Source organism: Arthrobacter sp. NEB 688 (assembly GCF_013201035.1).
Taxonomy (GTDB): Bacteria; Actinomycetota; Actinomycetes; order Actinomycetales; family Dermatophilaceae; genus Phycicoccus.
Window position 1 is genome coordinate 670,078 of the sequence record NZ_CP053707.1, and the last position, 15,985, is coordinate 686,062.

Below are 15,985 nucleotides of genomic sequence, written 5' to 3' on the forward strand. Positions count from 1 at the left end.
GCGGGCTACACCGCAGTAAGTGCCGCCACAGCAGCACGTACTGCGGTGTAGCCCGCACCTGCTGTGGGGGGGGTGGCGCCGAAAGCGGTTGCGCCCGCCCCGGTGCGCCGGGGTAGCGTGGCCGGACCATGAAGCACTGACCCACGCCCTGCTCGCGCCCGAGGCCCCGCCCGGCGAGCACGTCCAGCACCACCGCGTGGAGTCCCCCATGCCGTCAGCCTCCCCCCTCGTCGTCCGCGACCTCTCCCTCTCCTTCGACGGGCGCCCCGTCCTCGACGGCGTCTCGCTCACCGTGCCCCCCGGCCACCGCATCGGCCTCGTCGGCGAGAACGGCTCCGGCAAGTCGACGCTGCTCGCCTGCCTCGCCGGCCGGCTCGCCCCGGCCTCCGGCTCCGCGAGCGTCCCGGACGACCTCGGCTACCTGCCCCAGGACTCCGGGCTCGACCCGGCCGCCACGGTCGGCGCCGTCCTGCGCGACGCGCTGGCCCCGCTGCACCGGCTGGCCGCGAACGTCGAGCGCCTCGCCGCCGCGCTCGCCGACCGGCCGGACGACACCGCGACGTCGGCCGCGTACGACGACGCCCTCGCCCGGGCCGTGGCCCGCGACGCCTGGGACGCCGACCGCCGGGCCGAGGTCGCGGCCCGCGCACTCGGGCTGGAGCGCATCCCGCACGACCGACCGGTCGGCGCCACGAGCGGTGGCGAGCGCACCCGCCTCGCCCTCGCGGCCCTCCTCGTGCGCCGGCCGGACGCCCTGCTCCTCGACGAGCCGACCAACCACCTGGACGACGCCGCGCTGGAGTTCCTCGAGTCCGAGCTCCTGGCGATGCCGGGCGCCGTTCTCGTGGCGAGCCACGACCGGGTGCTCCTGGAACGAGCGTGCACCGGGGTCGTCGACCTCGACCCCCGCCACCGCGGGACAGACGGGGTCGGCGGCGCGTCGTGGACCGGTTCCTTCGCCGACCACCGCGCGGCGAAGGCGGCCGCCCGCCGGCGCTGGGAGGAGCAGTGGCTGGAGGAGCGCGAGCTCGTCGCCGACCTGCGCGAGCGCGCCGTGACCCGCGAGGGCGGCGTGGCCCACGGCCGCGGGCCGACCGACAACGACAAGTTCGTCCACGCCTTCAAGGGCTCGCGCGTGCAGACCGCCGCCCGCCGCCGGGCCAAGGATGCCGAGCGCCGGCTCGAGCGCATCGTCGCCGACGCCGTGCCCCGACCCCCTGCGCGGCTGCGGCTCGACGTCGACCTCGGCCGCGAGGGCGCCCCGTCCTCGGGCATCCGGGTCAGGGGCCTCGACGTGCCCGGTCGCCTGCGGCTCGCGCGGCTCGACGTCGCGGCCGGGGAGCACCTGCTGGTCACCGGGCCCAACGGCTGCGGCAAGTCGACCCTCCTGCACGCCCTCGCCGACGCCCCCCGGCACCGCGGCGTCGACGTCGGCGGCCGGGTGGCGCTCCTCGCGCAGGACACCCTCGTCGACGATCCGCGACGCAGCCCGCAGCAGCTCGTCGCGGCGCAGGAGGGCATCCCGGAGGACGAGGCGCGGGCCCTCCTGCTGCCACTCGGGCTCGTCCACCCGCGTGACGCCGCCCGCCCGGTCGGGGACCTCAGCCTCGGGCAGCAGCGGCGGCTCGCCCTCGCCCTCGTCGTGCTGGCCCGCCCCGACGTCCTCCTCCTCGACGAGCCGACGAACCACCTCTCGCTCAGCCTCGTCGACGAGCTCGAGGAGGCGGTCGACGCCTCGCCCGCGACCGTCGTCATCGCCTCGCACGACCGCTGGGCCCGGCGGCGGTGGACCGGACGCGAGCTGCCGCTGCCCCCGCGGGACGACGTACGGTGAGGCGATGAGCCGCCAGGACGACCGGGGCGCCCGATGGCGCGGATGACGCGCAAGGCCGACCTCCCGACGAAGGTCTGCGCCACCTGCGGCCGACCGTTCGCCTGGCGCAAGAAGTGGGCGCGCGACTGGGACGAGGTCCGCTACTGCTCGGAGGCCTGCCGCCGCAGCCGCCCCAAGGACGACGCGTGAGCCCGGCGCGCGGGACCCGCGTCCTGCTCATGACCGACACCCACCTGCCGAAGCGGGCCAAGGACCTGCCGGCGCCGCTGTGGGCCGCGGTCGAGGAGGCCGACCTCGTCGTGCACGCCGGCGACTGGGTCGACGAGGCGACGCTCGACGCGCTCGAGGCCCGCAGCGCCCGCCTGCTCGCGTGCTGGGGCAACAACGACGGACCCGACCTACGTGCGCGCCTGCCCGAGGTCGCGCGCGCGAGCATCGAGGGGGTGCGCGTCGCCGTCGTCCACGAGACCGGTCAGAAGGATCGCCGCGAGGAGCGGATGCGCGCCACCTACCCCGACGTCGACCTGCTCGTCTTCGGGCACAGCCACATCCCCTGGGACACCGAGCACGAGGGGCTGCGGCTGCTCAACCCCGGCTCCCCGACCGACCGCCGGCGTCAGCCGGACTTCACGTGGATGACGCTGCGCCTGGCCGACGGCGGCGTCCACGACGTGGAGCTCCACCGCCTCCGGCCTGCCTGACCCCACGCACCTCCCCTGGCCGGGGTGACCCCGAGAAGTCCACGAGACCCCGGCTCGGAGCCGGGGTCTCGTGGACGGAGCGGTGTCTCGGCCGGACGGCCGCCGGCTCAGGCCGGGGCGTCGGCGAAGCGCAGGTAGGGCTTGACCTCGTCGACGTTCTCGAAGCGCTCGCGCGCGTCGTCGGTCGAGACCGTCGGGGCGACGATGACACGGTCGCCCGGCGTCCACTCGGCCGGCGTCGAGACCGGGGCGGCATCCGTCTGCTGGAGCGCGTCGAGGGCCCGGAGGATCTCGGTGAAGTTGCGGCCCACCGACTTCGGGTACGTGATGGTCAGCCGCACCTTGTCCTGGGGGTCGACGAGGAAGACCGAGCGCACGGTCGAGGTGTCGCCCTCGCCGGGGTGGATCATGTCGTAGGCCTGCGCGACGGCGCGGTCCTGGTCGGCGATGATCGGGAAGTCGACCTCGACCCCGCCGACCTCGGCGATGTCCGGCACCCAGCGCTGGTGGTCCTCGACCGAGTCGACGGACACGGCGATCGGCTTGGCGTTGCGCGCCGCGAACTCCGACGAGAGCGCCGCGGTGCGGCCGAGCTCGGTCGTGCAGACGGGCGTGAAGTCGGCCGGGTGGCTGAAGAGCACGGCCCAGGCGCCGTCCTTCCACTCGTGGAAGCTGATCGGGCCGGCCGTGGAGTCGGCGGTGAAGTCGGGGGCGGTGTCGCCGAGGCGGAGGGACATCGATAACTCCTCGTTGGGGTTGGTCTGGCTCCACGTTATCCGTCACGCCGGCCGGTGTCTCACGGTGACCGCAGTGCGGACGTGTCCGGTCGCGCGCCGGGTCGCCGGGGTCCTTGCCGGATGCGCACGCAGCTGCGCGGCCGCCCGGCAGCAACCGCGGCGTCGGTAGGGTCGCGCCGTGCGCACCCTCACCTCGGAGCGGCTCGTGCTGCGGCCCTGGGAGCCCGCCGACGCCGACTTCCTCCTCGACCTCGAGGGTCGCTGGGAGGTCGTGCGCCACCTCGGTGCGGCGCCGACACCGATGACCTCGCACGACGAGGCCCTCGCGTCGGTCCACCGCCGGCGCGCCATCAGCGCCCACCACGTCCACGGCGTCTGGCTCGTGACGGACCACGAGGGGCGCCGCCTGGGCAACCTCCTCCTCAAGCCGGTGCCCCTGAGCGCCGGGGAGCCGCCGACCGACCCGCCCGAGGTCGAGGTGGGATGGCACCTGCACCCCGGTGCGTGGGGTCACGGCCACGCCACCGAGGCTGCCCGCCTCGTCCTCGACGATGCCTTCGCCCGAGGGCTGCCCCGCGCCGTGGCCGTCGTGCACCCCGACAACCTGGCGTCGCTGGCCGTCTGCCGGCGGCTCGGGATGCGCCACCTCGGCCCGAGCACGCGGTACATGGGCACGACGCTCGAGGTGTTCGAGCTCGTCGCGCCCTGACCCGCCGCCGCCGCGGGGGGTGTCGCCGCGGGGGCATCGGGGCTAGGGTCCACGGCCATGGACATGCTCGGGGGAGACGAGATCGCCGCGGCCGCGCTGCACGACTGGCGCCGGCTGGCCCAGGGGCTGCACGCCCGCTACCTCGTCGACGACTTCGCGGCGGCGGCCCGCTTCGTCGCGTCCGTCGCCGAGGCCGGGGACGCCGTCGGCCACCATCCGCGCGTGGCGATCGCGCCGGGCGTCGTCGACCTCAAGACGAGCAGCGACGACGCGGTCTACCGCGAGGACGACGGCACCGAGCACGTCGTCGAGTGGATGACGCAGCAGGACGTCGACCTGGCCCGCCGGATCACGGAGGTCGCGGCCGCGCAGGGGCTGACGCCCGACCCGGCGGCGGTCTCCGTCCTCGAGCTCGGCCTCGACACCCCGGACCCCGCGGGCATCGCGCCCGTGTGGGCGGCGCTGCTCACCGGCGACGCCGCGAGCCGGGGCCGGGGCACCCCGGGCGACGAGGTCCGCGACGCGGCGCAGCGCATCCCGAACCTCTGGTTCGACGACCCCGCACCGGACCGGGCCGGGCAGCGGTTCCACGTCGAGGTCTACGTCGCCCCGGAGGCCGCGGGCCCGCGCATCGCCGCCGCCGTCGCCGCCGGGGCGAGCGTCGTCGACGACAGCCAGGCGCCGCGGCTCGTCGTCCTCGCCGACCCGGACGGCAACCGCGGCGTCGTCTGCGCGCCCGGGGCCTGAGCCCCGGGCGCGGCCGACGACGGCTCAGGCGCGGGCGGCCGGCTCCTGCTCGACGGCGTCGCGACCGTCGCCGGCGCGCCGCTGCCGGTACACGCCGAGGGCCACGATGACGAGGGCCGAGACGACGGAGAAGGCGATCGCCTGCTGCTGGCCGGGGTCGAAGGCCATGAGGCCGATGACGACGACGATGAACCCGATGACGACCATCGTCAGCCCCGGGAAGAGCCACATCCGCACCGGCGGGAGCTCGTCCGTCGCGCGCATCCGGCGGCCGAGGACCAGCTGGCTCACGGCGATCGCGAGGTAGACGAACAGGGCGATGGCGCCCGAGGTCGCCAGGAGGTAGCCGAAGATCTTGTCCGGCAGCACGTAGTTGCCGACGACCGCGAGGAAGCCCAGCACCATCGAGATGAGGATCGCGACGACGGGCACGCCCTTGGCGTTGACCCGGGCGATCGCCTTCGGGGCGTCGCCGCGGGCCGCGAGCGAGAACACCATCCGCGAGGCGGTGTAGAGCGCGGAGTTGAGGCAGGACGCGACGGCGGTGAGGACGACGATGTCCATGATGAGCGGCGCCCCGGGGATGCCGATGGCCTGCAGCACGGTCTGGTACGAGCCGTCCTCGAGCTGGTTGTAGGGCACGAGCGAGACGATGACCGCGATCGAGCCGATGTAGAAGATGAAGATGCGCCAGATGACCGAGTTGACCGCCTTGGTGATGCCCTTGGCCGGGTCGGGCGACTCGGCGGCCGCGATGGTGACGATCTCGGTGCCCATGAACGAGAACATCGTCGTGAGCATCGCGGCGATGATGGCGCCCCCGCCCCCGGCGAAGAAGCCGTCCGGCTCCCAGAGCCGCGAGACACCGCTGACCTCCGAGTTCGGCAGCAGCCCGAGGATGGCGAGCACGCCGAGCGCGATGAAGGCGATGATCGCGACGACCTTGACGAGCGCGAACCAGAACTCGAACTCGCCGTAGTTGCCGACCGAGACGAGGTTGGTCCCGGTGAGCAGGAGGGTGACGAGCAGCGCCCAGACCCACTGGTCGAGGCCGACCATCCGGCTGAGGATGTCGGCCGCGGCGGTCGCCTCGACGGGGATGACGAGCACCCAGAACCACCAGTAGAGCCAGCCGACCGAGAAGCCCGCCCAGCGGCCGAGGGCGCGCTGCGAGTAGACGGAGAACGAGCCGGTGTCGGGGTTGGCGGTCGCCATCTCGCCGAGCATCCGCATGACGAGGACGACGAGGCTGCCCGCGAGGGCGTACGAGACGAGGACGGCGGGGCCGGCCTGCTCGATCGCGGTGGCGGAGCCGACGAAGAGGCCGGCGCCGATCACCCCCGCGATCGAGATCATCGTGATGTGGCGGGGCTTGAGGCTCGTCCCGAGCTGGCTCTGGCCGCTCGTCGAGGTCTGGTCGGGCGTGGTCACGCCGACGTTCCTACCGCACGCGGCAGGGGCCCGCGCGCCGGAGGGACGCGGCTTCTCTCAGGCGGGCGGCGGCGGAGGCTCGGCGACGGCGTCGGCCAGCCGGTGCGCGAGGTCCGCGACCGCCGCCCGCAGCTCGGGCCCCGCGACGACCGTGAAGGATGCCGGCAGGTGCGCGAGGTCGCTCGCGTACCCCGGCACGTTGCTCGTCGTCCCCCTCAGGCGGGTCCGGTCGGGGCCGTCCGCCTCGAGCCGGCCGAGCGTGCGCGGCACGTGCTCGAGGCGCTCCAGCGGCGCGTGGATGACCACCTCCGTCGGGTGCTCCCACCCGGCACCCAGGTGTTCCTCGAGGGAGGCGACGGGGTCGAGGTCGTCCGGCACGCGGAAGGTGCTCTCCAGCAGGTCGACCCGGTGCACGCGGTCGACGCGGTAGGTCCGCACCGACCCCGAGCGCAGCGACCGGCACAGCAGGTACCAGCGGCCGTGACGCACGACGACGGCCCACGGCTCGACGTCGGTCGTGAACTCGCGGCCGTTCTCGGAGCGGTAGTGCACGGTGACGCAGCGGTTCTCGCTGCGCGCCCGGACGAGCGCGACGGTGGTGGCGGGGTCGGGGCGCGCGGCGCCGCGGTCGGGCGCGGCGGCGGTGGTGCGCCGCACGACGTCGGCCTGGTCGGCGACGTGCTGCGGCATCGCCCGCAGGAGCTTCGCGACGGCCACGCCGACGGGGTCCGTGGGGTCGGCCGCCGCGTGGTGCCCGTCGAGCACGGCCATGACGAGGCCGAGCGCCTCGGCGCTGCTGAAGACCAGCGGGGGCAGGCGCGTGCCCCGGCCCAGCCGGTAGCCGCCGGCCGGCCCGCGCGTCGACTCCACCGGCACCTCGGCGTCGCGCAGGATGCCGACGTAGCGGCGAACCGCCCTCGTGGACACCCCGAGCCGCTCGGCGAGCCGGTCGGCCGTGATGCCGGGCTCGTCCTGGATCGCCTCCATCGTGATGAGGGCGCGGGCGGCCGGGCCGGTGTCGGGGCGCACGCGCCCATCCTCATCCGGACGCCGACCGTCCGCAACCGCCCCTACGGTGCTGCGCATGACCACGATGCTGCTGCTCCATCACATCCAGGGCCTGACGCCCGGGGTCGTCGACCTCGCCGACCGGTTCCGGGCCGCCGGCCACACCGTGCACACCCCGGACCTCTTCGAGGGGCGGACGTTCGGGTCCATCGACGACGGGGCCGCGTACGTGGGGTCCATCGGGTTCTCGGAGGTGCGGGCTCGCGGGGTCGCCGCCGCCGAGGGGCTCGACGAGGGGTTCGTCGTCGCCGGCATCTCCCTCGGCGTGATGGCCGCCCAGCAGCTGGCGCAGAACCACCCGGGCGTCGCCGGCGCGCTGCTCTACGAGGCCTTCGCCGACCCCTCGAACTTCGGCGCCTGGCCCGAGGGGCTGCCCGTGCAGGTGCACGGCATGGCCGACGACCCCTTCTTCGGCGCCGAGGGCGATGCCGATGCCGCGCGCGGATTCGTCGAGGGACGTTCCGGCGCAGAGCTGTTCGTGTACCCGGGCGAGGTCCACCTGTTCGTCGACAGCTCGCTGCCCGCGTACGACGCCGACGCCACGGCGCTCGTCGTGCAGCGGTCGCTCGGGATGCTGGAGCGCCTCGCGTGAGCACCACCCCGCCGCCGTGGGAGCCGCCGCTGGCCGGGTCGGAGGCCGAGCAGCTGCTCGGGTCCCTCGACCGGATGCGCGCCACGTTCCGCTACAAGGTCGACGGCCTCGACGCTGAGGGGCTGCGCGCGACCATCCCGTCGTCCACCCTCAGCCTGGCCGCGCTGCTCAAGCACCTCGCGTCGGTCGAGGACTTCTACTCGACCCAACGCCTCTCCGGCACACCGATGCCCGACGTCTGGGACGACAACGGCTGGGACGACGAGGACGACTGGGAGATGACGTCCGCGGCGTCCGACCCGCCGGAGGACCTCTACGCCCTCTACGACGGCGCGGTCGAGCGCAACCGGGCGCGCGTGCGCGAGGCCGTCGCCGAGCGAGGGCTCGGCGGCGCGGCACACGCGTCCGACGGCGAGGGCCGGCACGCGAGCATCCGGCGCCTGCTGTTCGACCTGCTCGAGGAGTACGGCCGGCACACCGGGCACGCCGACCTGCTCCGCGAGGCGGTGGACGGCCGGGTCGGCGAGGACCCGTCGGCGGACTGGCACCTCCCGGAGGCGTGGACGGGCGCCTGACCCGGCGGTTTCCTTCGCGGACGAATCCTTTTGCGCGAGAGCACTTTAGATGCTTCGGACCCTTGTCGTTCGATCGCGTGTTCGATAGGATGCCAGCACGAGGGGAGGGGGAGCGCATGGTCACCACCGGCACGGCACAGGACCTGCTCGACGCGACGCGCCGGGCGCACGATGCCCTCGCCCCCGTGCGTCCGTCGGGGGTCCGCACCGGCACCCGCGACGAGTGGGTCGAGGCCCTGGGCGCCCTCCAGTCCCTCCTCAACGAGGCGACGGCCCTCCAAGACGAGGTCGTCGTCGAGCTGGCGGCCCTCGAGCCGGAGTGGGCCGAGGACGGCACCGTCCGCGATGTCCGTCGGGCGCTCGACGCACCGGCGATCGTCTCCGGCGTCCTGTGCCTCTCGGCCGTCGCCGCCGAGCAGCGGGTGCGGGACGCCGTGCGCCGGGCCGCGGACGGCCCCGAGGGCACGCCCACGAGCACCGGTCTCGGCGGCCTGCACACCGCCATGACGCAGGGCCGCCTCGACGGCCACCGTGCACACGTCGTCAGCGGCGAGCTCGAGGAGTGCCCGGCCGAGGTCCGCGCGACCGTCGTGGCCGCCCTCGACCCGTGGCTCGACCGCGAGGACGGGTCGCGGCTGCGTCGGCGGGTACGGCGGATGCTCGCGGCCATCGACCCCGACCTGCTCCGGCAGCGCGCCCGGCGGGCCCGCGAGGCATCGGGGCTGCGGCGCTGGGTCGACGAGCCCGGTGTCGACACCTGGCTCGGCACCTTCCCCAGCGAGGAGGCGTGCGGCGCCTGGGCCGCGGTCGGCGCGCTCGCGCAGCGCTACCTCGAGGACGGCGTCTGCGCGCGCATCGACCGGGCGCGTGCCAAGGCCCTGACCGACCTCGTGCTGCAGCAGTCCACCGTCACCACGACGGTGGTCGAGCACCACGCCCACCCGCTGACCGGGGCCCTCGTCGACGACGGCGACGCCCTCGCCACGCCCGCGTACCGCCCGGGGGCGGCCCTGGCCGGCCTCGTCCGGGCGCGCGACCGGCACTGCCGCTTCCCCGGCTGCTCGGTGGCCGCCCGCTGGTGCGACCTCGACCACGTGGTGCCGTGGCCGGCCGGCCCGACGAGCGCCGCCAACCTCGTCTGCCTCTGCCGCCGCCACCACCGCACGAAGCAGCGACCCGGATGGCGCACACTGCTCGCGCCGGACGGGACCTACACCGTCACCGACCCCACCGGACGGGTCCGCAGCACCGACCCGCCCGACCATCGCGCCGACCCCGCCCTGAGCGACCTCCCCGACCCCGACCACTCACCGCCGCCGGCCTGCCCACCGCGGGTCGTCGTCCCCGACGGCCCGCACAGCGACCTCGAGCACGCGCTCGAGTCGCGGCTCGGCGGCGAGCGCTGGGGTCGGGCGGCCTGCCGCGTCGAGGTGCACCGCCCGGCGCGAGTCTCCACGGTCGTGACGACCGACGACCACCCACGGCGGCCGCGGCCGACGGGGTGGCCCGACACCCCGCCCCTCTGAGGGTCAGGACCGGGGCGCCCCGACGGCCCGCCGCCACGCGGTGAAGGACTGCACGGGGACGCTCCGCGGCCGGACCAGCCAGGGGTAGGGATGCACCTCGACGGGGTCGACGGCGGTCGCCCGACGGGCGAACCCCGGCACCGGCGCGTGGGTGACGGCGAGGCGGCGGCCGGCGAGCTCCTCGGCGACGTCCCCCAGCCGCACCTCGAGCGGCCGTCGGGTCGCGAGGTCGCCGAGCGTCTCGGCGAGGAAGACCAGCCGCTTGCCGGACAGCCGCAGCCCCGCGAGCAACGGCTCGTCGAGGACGAACACCGCCGGGCGGTCGGGGTCGGCGGCGAGCGCGGGGTCGGCGTCGCCCAGCGACTCGGCGGTCAGCCACACCTCCTCGGCGCCACGGCCCTCGACCTCGGCCGGCCCGGCGGGGACGGGGCCGCGGCCGAGCGGGGGCCCGTCGGCCGGTGCGCCGACCGACTCCTCCGGCCACCCCTGCACAGGGCACGCCTGCTCGAGAGGGCACGACCGGCACAGGGACGGCGCCCGCTTCTCGACCTGCCAGCGGCTGAACCCGTACGGACGACCGGAGCCGGTGCCGACCGTCCACTGCCACCCGAGCCGGTTGGCCGCCCGCGAGCCGTCGAGCAGGTGCGCGAAGAAGACGTCCTCGCCGACCCGCCAGTCCGCACCGGCCCGCACGGCCCACTGGGACGCCAGCCACATCCGGGTCTGGTTGACGAGCCAGCCGTCCTCGACGAGCTCGGCCGTCGTCGCGGCCATGCACGCCATCTCGTCGGGCCACGGGGTCGGCCAGCGGTCCGGGGTCCGGGGCTGCTCCCGCCGCAGCGGGCGACCCAGGGCGCGGCCGACGCGGGCGTAGAGGTGGCGGGCGTACTCCTGCCAGAGCAGCTCGTCGCGGTACTTCGTGCGGTCGCGCGCCGGGGCGTCGGCGACGGCGTCCCACGCCTCGCGCAGCGTCACGAGGTTGTGGCGGATGTAGGGGGACATCCGGCTGGCGCCGCGGCGCTCCGCCGGGAGGACGGTGCTGCGCCGCGAGGCGTACCCGCTGACGTCGAGCGTCGCGAGCGCGGTGTCGGCGGCGGTCTGCCCACCGACGTGGCCGCCCCGCCGGGTGCCGTCGGCGCCCTCGCGGACGAGGTGGCCGAGGTGCTCGCGGACCCAGGCGACCGGGTCGTCACCGCCGGGCGGCGGCGGGGTGGGGAGACGCATGCTCCGTTCTACCCCGCCGCCGACGCGGAACCGCTGTGGCTCAGCACTTCTCCCAGTAGCCCGTCGAGGTCTGCCTGAGCGTCGAGCTGTAGAAGGTGTTGGAGAGACCGAGGTTCTGGTTCGAGCCGGTCGCGTAGGCGTAGCCGCCGGACTGGTAGGCCCGGCCGGCCGTGACGTGCGCGTAGTTCGTCGCCGTGACGCAGGTCGGCGTCGCGGTGGCGGTCGGGGTGGGCGTGGGCGTGGGAGAAGCCGTCGGGGACGTCGTCGGCGTCGCCGTCGGGGTGGGCGTGGGCCCGGTGCCCCCGCCGTCGAGGCCGAAGAACCGGACGTCCTGGGAGGCGGCGCACACCGAGGTGTCGATGAAGTACGCGCCCGCCGTGCCGCACTGCGCCGGGCCCGTCCCGGGGTCCACCGCGGTGCCGTGCGCCATCCCCTGGACCCGGGTGACGCGGACGCGCCCCGCGAAGTCCTCGACGGTCACGCCCGACGCGACCGTGCCCGTGCTCGTCGGCGTCTGCGAGACCCCCGCGACGTTCGTGAACTGGTCGCGCAGCTCGCCGGCGTTCATCGGGGCCACCGTCGTGTCGGAGGTCCCCTGCCAGATGGACACGAGCGGGCGCGGGCCGGTGTACCCGGGGGAGGCGGCGCGGACGAGGTCGCCCCATGCGGACGGGCTCTTGTCGACGCCGGGGTTCATGCACGAGAACGCGTCGAGCGTGCTGCTCGCGCAGCGGTAGGGCAGGCCGGCGTTGATGGAGCCGCCCGCGTAGGTGTCGGGGTAGGTCGCGAGCATCACGGCGGTCATCGCCGCGCCGGCGGACAGGCCGGTCACGTACACCCGCGAGGAGTCCAGGCCGTACGAGGACACCGCGAAGTCGGTCATCTGCTTGATGCTCAGCGCCTCGCCCTGGCCGCGCGCCGTGTCGGACGCCTGGAACCAGTTGAAGCACGAGCTGGAGTTGTTGCTGCTGCTCTGCTGCGCGAGCACGAGGGCGAAGCCGTGGCGGTCGGCCATCTCGCGCCAGCCGCTGTTCGCGAAGTACGTCGACGCGTTCTGGGTGCAGCCGTGCAGCTCGACGACCAGCGGTGCGCCGGACGGCAGCCCATCAGGCCGGTAGCTGTACATCGTGAGGGCCCCGGGGTTGCTGCCGAACCCGGTCACCTGGGTCAGCCCCGCCGCACGCGCGGGGGGCGAGGTCGTGACGACGAGCCCGACGGCCCCGAGGACGGCGAGCGCCACGAGGAGGACCAGGCTGCGCCCGAGGGCGTTCGCGCGGGCGGTGGACGGTGTGGACGTCATCGGTCTGCCTCCGTTTCCCGGCGGCTCCGTCGACGCCGGACCGGGACACCGTGCCACCCCGGTCGGCCCCCGGCGGTGGCGCGCGACCCCAGGACGAGCGGTCGCGGCTGGGCCCGTGCGACATGGTGCGCGACGACACCGCCGCACCCGGGCCGTCAGCGGCGGCGCGAGGTGATGACGCCGGTGTCGAAGCCGGCGAGGTGCAGCCCGCCGGCGAACCGGGCGTGCTCGATCTTCAGGCAGCGGTTCATGACGACCGTGAGACCGGCCTCCGTGCCCCGGCGGGCGACGTCCTCGTCCCACAGGCCCAGCTGCAACCAGAAGGAGCCGGCCCCCACCTCGATCGCCTCGTCGAGCACGGCGGGCACCTCGGACGGTCGGCGGAAGACGTCGACGAGGTCGGGCGGCTCCGGCAGCGCCGTCAGGGACGGGTACACCGGATGACCGAGGATCTCGTCGACGACCGGGTTGACGAAGAAGACCCGCAGGTCGCTGCTGGACAGCAGGTACGACGCGACGAAGTAGCTCGCCCGCGAGGGCTTCGCCGACGCGCCGACGATGGCCACGCTGTGCGTGCGCTCGAGGACCGCGCGTCGCTCCTGCGCCGACGGCGACGACCAGCCCGCGCTCACGACCCGCTCCGGGACGCGGCCGCGAGCGCCTGGTCGAGGTCCCAGAGGATGTCCTCGACGTCCTCGAGCCCGACGCTGATCCGGACGAGGTCCTCTCCGACGCCGGCGGCCTCGAGCTGGGCGGCCGACAGCTGCTGGTGGGTCGTGCTCGCCGGGTGGATGACGAGCGTGCGCGCGTCCCCGATGTTGGCCAGGTGGCTGCACAGGCGCAGCGCCTCGATGAACCGCGCACCGGCCTCCCGTCCACCGCGGACGCCGAACGAGAAGACGGCACCGGGACCCTTGGGGGTGTACCGCTGCGCCCGCTCGTGGTGCGGGTGGTCGGGGAGCCCCGCCCAGCGGACCCAGCCGATGCGAGGGTCGGCGGCGAGCCATCGCGCGACCTCGTGGGCGTTGGCCAGGTGGGCGTCCATCCGCTGGGGCAGCGTCTCCACGCCCTGGAGCAGGAGGAAGGCCGAGTGCGGCGAGAGCGCGGGGCCGACGTCGCGCAGCTGCTCGCTGCGCAACTGGGTGAGGAATCCGTACTCCCCGAAGTTGCCCCACCACTCGATGCCCCCGTACGAGGGCACCGGTTCGGTCATCCGCGGGAACTTCCCGTTCCCCCAGTCGAACCGTCCGCCCTCGACGACGACACCACCGAGGGTCGTGCCGTGACCTCCGAGGAACTTCGTCGCGCTGTGCACGACGATGTCCGCGCCGTGCTCGAGGGGCCGGCAGAGCCATGGCGTGACCGTCGTGGCGTCGACGACGAGCGGGATGCCGGCCGCGTGCGCGACCTCGGCGAGCCCCGCGAGGTCGGCCACGTCGCCGCTGGGGTTCGCCACGACCTCGACGAAGACGCAGCGGGTGCTCGGCGTGATCGCGGCGGCGTAGTCGGCCGGGTCGGTGCCGCGGACGAAGGTGGTCTCGACCCCGAAGCGACGCAGCGTCACGTCGAGCTGGGTCAGCGTCCCTCCGTAGAGGCTGCCGGCCGCCACGACGTGGTCACCCGCCCCGGTCAGGGCCGCGAACACGAGGAACTCCGCCGCGAGCCCGCTCGCCGCCGCGACCGCTCCGATGCCGCCCTCGAGGCTCGCCATCCGCTCCTCGAGCGCGGCGACGGTCGGGTTGCCGATCCGGCTGTAGATCGAGCCGTACTTCTGCAGCGCGAAGAGGCTCGCGGCATCGGTCGTGTCCTCGAAGACGAAGCTGCTCGTCTGGTAGATCGGGACGGCGCGGGCCCCGGTCGCCGGGTCGGGCGGGCCTCCGGCGTGGAGCGCGCGGGTCCGGAATCCCCAGGTACGGTCCGTCACCCGGTCAGGATGCCACGGTGAGGGTCGTCGACACCGGCGTGGCGTGGGCGACGAGGTCGAGCACGGGGCAGTGCGCGTCGACGAGCCGCTGCAGCTCCTCGTAGCGCTCGGGCGCCTCCGGTCCGCTGACGCGCACGGCGACCCGCACGTCGGTGAGGCCCGGGCGACCGCCGCCCTCGAAGCCGAACATCGTGCGGAAGTCGAAGTCCCCGTCGACGTCGACGGCGATGTGGTCCAGGGTGACGCCGGTCTTGGCCGCCCAGTACTTGAAGACGACGATCTGGCACGAGGCCAGCCCGGCGAGGGCGTAGTCGACCGGCCCGGGCGCGGAGTCGGCGCCACCGAAGCCGGCCGGCTCGTCCTGCTCGAAGGAGTGGCGGTTGACCCGGATCGAGGTGGGGCCGTCGCCGCCGACGGCGTGCACCCGGAAGAGCGCCGCGGCGTTGGCGGCGTCCGCGGTCACGGCCTCCTCGAGGGCGGCGACGACGGGCGCGAGGTCGGGGGCGGTCGTGGTGTCGGTCATCAGGTCTCCTCGGGACGGGACCGGTCGTCGAGCACGACCAGTCATCACGTGATCTTTCCGACGCTATAACGATCAATTATGTAGGTCCGCGTGTCGCGTCACGGTTCGACAACCGGTCTCGCCGGTCGAGACACGGCCGCTCGCGCCACGGGCTCGCCCGGTGGCGCAGGAGTCAGCGAGACGCAGCCGAGCCGATCCGCTGACCCATCCGCACGGACGACCCGAGGGCCAACGGCTCGACGGCGCCCGCACCGGCGGAGCACACGAGCACCACGGTCGAGCCGAACTCGAAGTGCCCGAGGGGATCACCCGCCTCGAGGCGGTGGGGCGCGTCGTACGTCCGGCGCTGCACCTCGCGGCGCCGCGCGTTGGTGTGCAGGACGTCGTCGAACGCCAGCCGCGTCATCCCCACCATCGTCGCCCCGACGGGGACCACGGCCACCGGGCCGCCGGCGGTCTCCATCCGTACGACGATCCGCTCGTTGCGCGCGAAGAGGTCGGCGACGTTCGCGACCGCGGCGCCGTTGACCGGCCAGAGGTCGCCGGGGACGTACGTGGCGGCCGTGACGCTGCCGTCGAGCGGCGCGTGGATGCGGTGGTAGTCGCTCGGCGAGAGGTAGAGCGTCGTGTACGTCCCGCCGTCGAAGGCGCGGGCGTACTCCTCGTCCGCGAGGAGGGCCGCGAGCGAGTAGTCGTGCCCCTTGGCCTGGACGAGCGTGCCGCCCACGACCTCGCCCCAGGCGCCGACGGTGGCGTCGACGGGCGAGACGAGGGCACCGGCCGCCACCGGTCGCAGGCCCGGCCGCAGCGTCCGCGTGAAGTACGCGTTGAGGCTCGGGTACTCCTCGAGCGGCAGGGCCGCCTCGGACGGGTCGGCGCCGACGACCCGGCTGAACCCGCCGAGGACGCCCGGGCGCCAGCGGCGCGGCAGGGTCCGGCCGGCCAGCCATCCCGCACCCCGGCTCAGCGCGTGCCGGGGCAGGACGGAGACCAGGGCGATGAGCAGGCGTCCGAGCACCCGGCCAACCTACAAGGCCCGGATCCTGAGCGGTTCTTGACGCAATCTTGCTGGAGGACCCGTCGCCGGGGGCCGA

General features: G+C 74.7%; 17 protein-coding genes. 8 read left to right on the forward strand and 9 right to left on the reverse strand.

Features of this window, described 5'->3' with window-relative positions; genetic code table 11:
• Nucleotides 1-208 precede the first annotated feature (208 nt).
• The 3 genes from HL663_RS03270 to HL663_RS03280 are packed head-to-tail and all read left to right on the forward strand — an operon-like array spanning nt 209 to nt 2,535.
• Complete coding sequence (locus tag HL663_RS03270) at nt 209-1,834, forward strand: ABC-F family ATP-binding cassette domain-containing protein (protein WP_173027049.1); 1,626 nt, start codon at nt 209-211, stop codon at nt 1,832-1,834.
• A gap of 42 nt (nt 1,835-1,876) precedes the next feature.
• A complete protein-coding gene (locus HL663_RS03275; protein ID WP_286175893.1) occupies nt 1,877-2,023 on the forward strand; it encodes a DUF2256 domain-containing protein in 147 nt (48 codons plus the stop codon).
• Between the two features lie 29 nt (nt 2,024-2,052).
• The gene (locus HL663_RS03280; protein WP_173029964.1) at nt 2,053-2,535 is read left to right on the forward strand and encodes a metallophosphoesterase family protein; all 483 of its coding nucleotides are present in this window, start codon (nt 2,053-2,055) and stop codon (nt 2,533-2,535) included.
• 107 nt (nt 2,536-2,642) lie between these two features.
• Here HL663_RS03280 and HL663_RS03285 read toward each other — a convergent pair whose 3' ends face one another.
• Nucleotides 2,643-3,272, reverse strand: coding sequence for a peroxiredoxin (locus HL663_RS03285; protein ID WP_173027051.1), 630 nt, complete (start codon nt 3,270-3,272; stop codon nt 2,643-2,645).
• A gap of 178 nt (nt 3,273-3,450) precedes the next feature.
• Here HL663_RS03285 and HL663_RS03290 point away from each other — a divergent pair, with 178 nt between their 5' ends.
• Together HL663_RS03290 and HL663_RS03295 are read left to right on the forward strand one after the other, a co-directional pair.
• Entirely contained in the window at nt 3,451-3,981 is a 531-nt protein-coding gene (locus HL663_RS03290) for a GNAT family N-acetyltransferase (protein WP_173027052.1), read from the forward strand.
• A 57-nt stretch (nt 3,982-4,038) separates the two neighbouring features.
• Complete coding sequence (locus HL663_RS03295) at nt 4,039-4,728, forward strand: VOC family protein (RefSeq protein WP_173027053.1); 690 nt, start codon at nt 4,039-4,041, stop codon at nt 4,726-4,728.
• Nucleotides 4,729-4,752: 24 nt separating this feature from the next.
• Here HL663_RS03295 and HL663_RS03300 read toward each other — a convergent pair whose 3' ends face one another.
• Together HL663_RS03300 and HL663_RS03305 are read right to left on the reverse strand one after the other, a co-directional pair.
• Nucleotides 4,753-6,084, reverse strand: a complete 1,332-nt coding sequence (locus HL663_RS03300; RefSeq protein WP_173029965.1) for an amino acid permease — start codon at nt 6,082-6,084, stop codon at nt 4,753-4,755.
• A 132-nt stretch (nt 6,085-6,216) separates the two neighbouring features.
• Nucleotides 6,217-7,188 (reverse strand): helix-turn-helix transcriptional regulator, encoded by a 972-nt coding sequence (locus tag HL663_RS03305; protein WP_216842663.1) that lies wholly within the window; start codon nt 7,186-7,188, stop codon nt 6,217-6,219.
• A 55-nt stretch (nt 7,189-7,243) separates the two neighbouring features.
• Between HL663_RS03305 and HL663_RS03310 the strand changes: the two genes are divergently transcribed.
• The 3 genes from HL663_RS03310 to HL663_RS03320 all read left to right on the forward strand — a co-directional run bounded on the left by HL663_RS03310 (nt 7,244) and on the right by HL663_RS03320 (nt 9,920).
• Nucleotides 7,244-7,819: a dienelactone hydrolase family protein gene (locus HL663_RS03310; protein ID WP_173027055.1), complete on the forward strand. Its 576-nt coding sequence runs from the start codon at nt 7,244-7,246 to the stop codon at nt 7,817-7,819.
• Nucleotides 7,816-8,394 carry a mycothiol transferase gene (locus tag HL663_RS03315; protein WP_173027056.1) on the forward strand — a complete coding sequence of 193 codons (579 nt, stop codon included), beginning with the start codon at nt 7,816-7,818 and terminating at the stop codon, nt 8,392-8,394. The genes HL663_RS03310 and HL663_RS03315 overlap by 4 nt, the downstream gene beginning before the upstream one ends.
• A gap of 116 nt (nt 8,395-8,510) precedes the next feature.
• Nucleotides 8,511-9,920 (forward strand): HNH endonuclease signature motif containing protein, encoded by a 1,410-nt coding sequence (locus tag HL663_RS03320; protein WP_173027057.1) that lies wholly within the window; start codon nt 8,511-8,513, stop codon nt 9,918-9,920.
• Nucleotides 9,921-9,923: 3 nt separating this feature from the next.
• Here the strand turns inward: HL663_RS03320 and HL663_RS03325 are convergent, their stop codons facing one another.
• From HL663_RS03325 to asd, 6 genes are all read right to left on the reverse strand, one after another.
• A complete protein-coding gene (locus HL663_RS03325; protein WP_173027058.1) occupies nt 9,924-11,144 on the reverse strand; it encodes an FAD-binding domain-containing protein in 1,221 nt (406 codons plus the stop codon).
• 40 nt (nt 11,145-11,184) lie between these two features.
• Nucleotides 11,185-12,444 carry an extracellular catalytic domain type 1 short-chain-length polyhydroxyalkanoate depolymerase gene (locus HL663_RS03330; protein WP_173027059.1) on the reverse strand — a complete coding sequence of 420 codons (1,260 nt, stop codon included), beginning with the start codon at nt 12,442-12,444 and terminating at the stop codon, nt 11,185-11,187.
• A 155-nt stretch (nt 12,445-12,599) separates the two neighbouring features.
• The gene (locus HL663_RS03335) at nt 12,600-13,076 is read right to left on the reverse strand and encodes a CoA-binding protein (RefSeq protein WP_173027060.1); all 477 of its coding nucleotides are present in this window, start codon (nt 13,074-13,076) and stop codon (nt 12,600-12,602) included.
• Nucleotides 13,073-14,368, reverse strand: a complete 1,296-nt coding sequence (locus HL663_RS03340) for an O-acetylhomoserine aminocarboxypropyltransferase/cysteine synthase family protein (RefSeq protein WP_173027061.1) — start codon at nt 14,366-14,368, stop codon at nt 13,073-13,075. The genes HL663_RS03335 and HL663_RS03340 overlap by 4 nt, the downstream gene beginning before the upstream one ends.
• Before the next feature lie 4 nt (nt 14,369-14,372).
• Nucleotides 14,373-14,891, reverse strand: a complete 519-nt coding sequence (locus HL663_RS03345) for an OsmC family protein (protein ID WP_173027062.1) — start codon at nt 14,889-14,891, stop codon at nt 14,373-14,375.
• A 172-nt stretch (nt 14,892-15,063) separates the two neighbouring features.
• The gene (asd, locus tag HL663_RS03350) at nt 15,064-15,909 is read right to left on the reverse strand and encodes an archaetidylserine decarboxylase (protein ID WP_173027063.1); all 846 of its coding nucleotides are present in this window, start codon (nt 15,907-15,909) and stop codon (nt 15,064-15,066) included.
• Between the last annotated feature and the right edge of the window lie 76 nt (nt 15,910-15,985).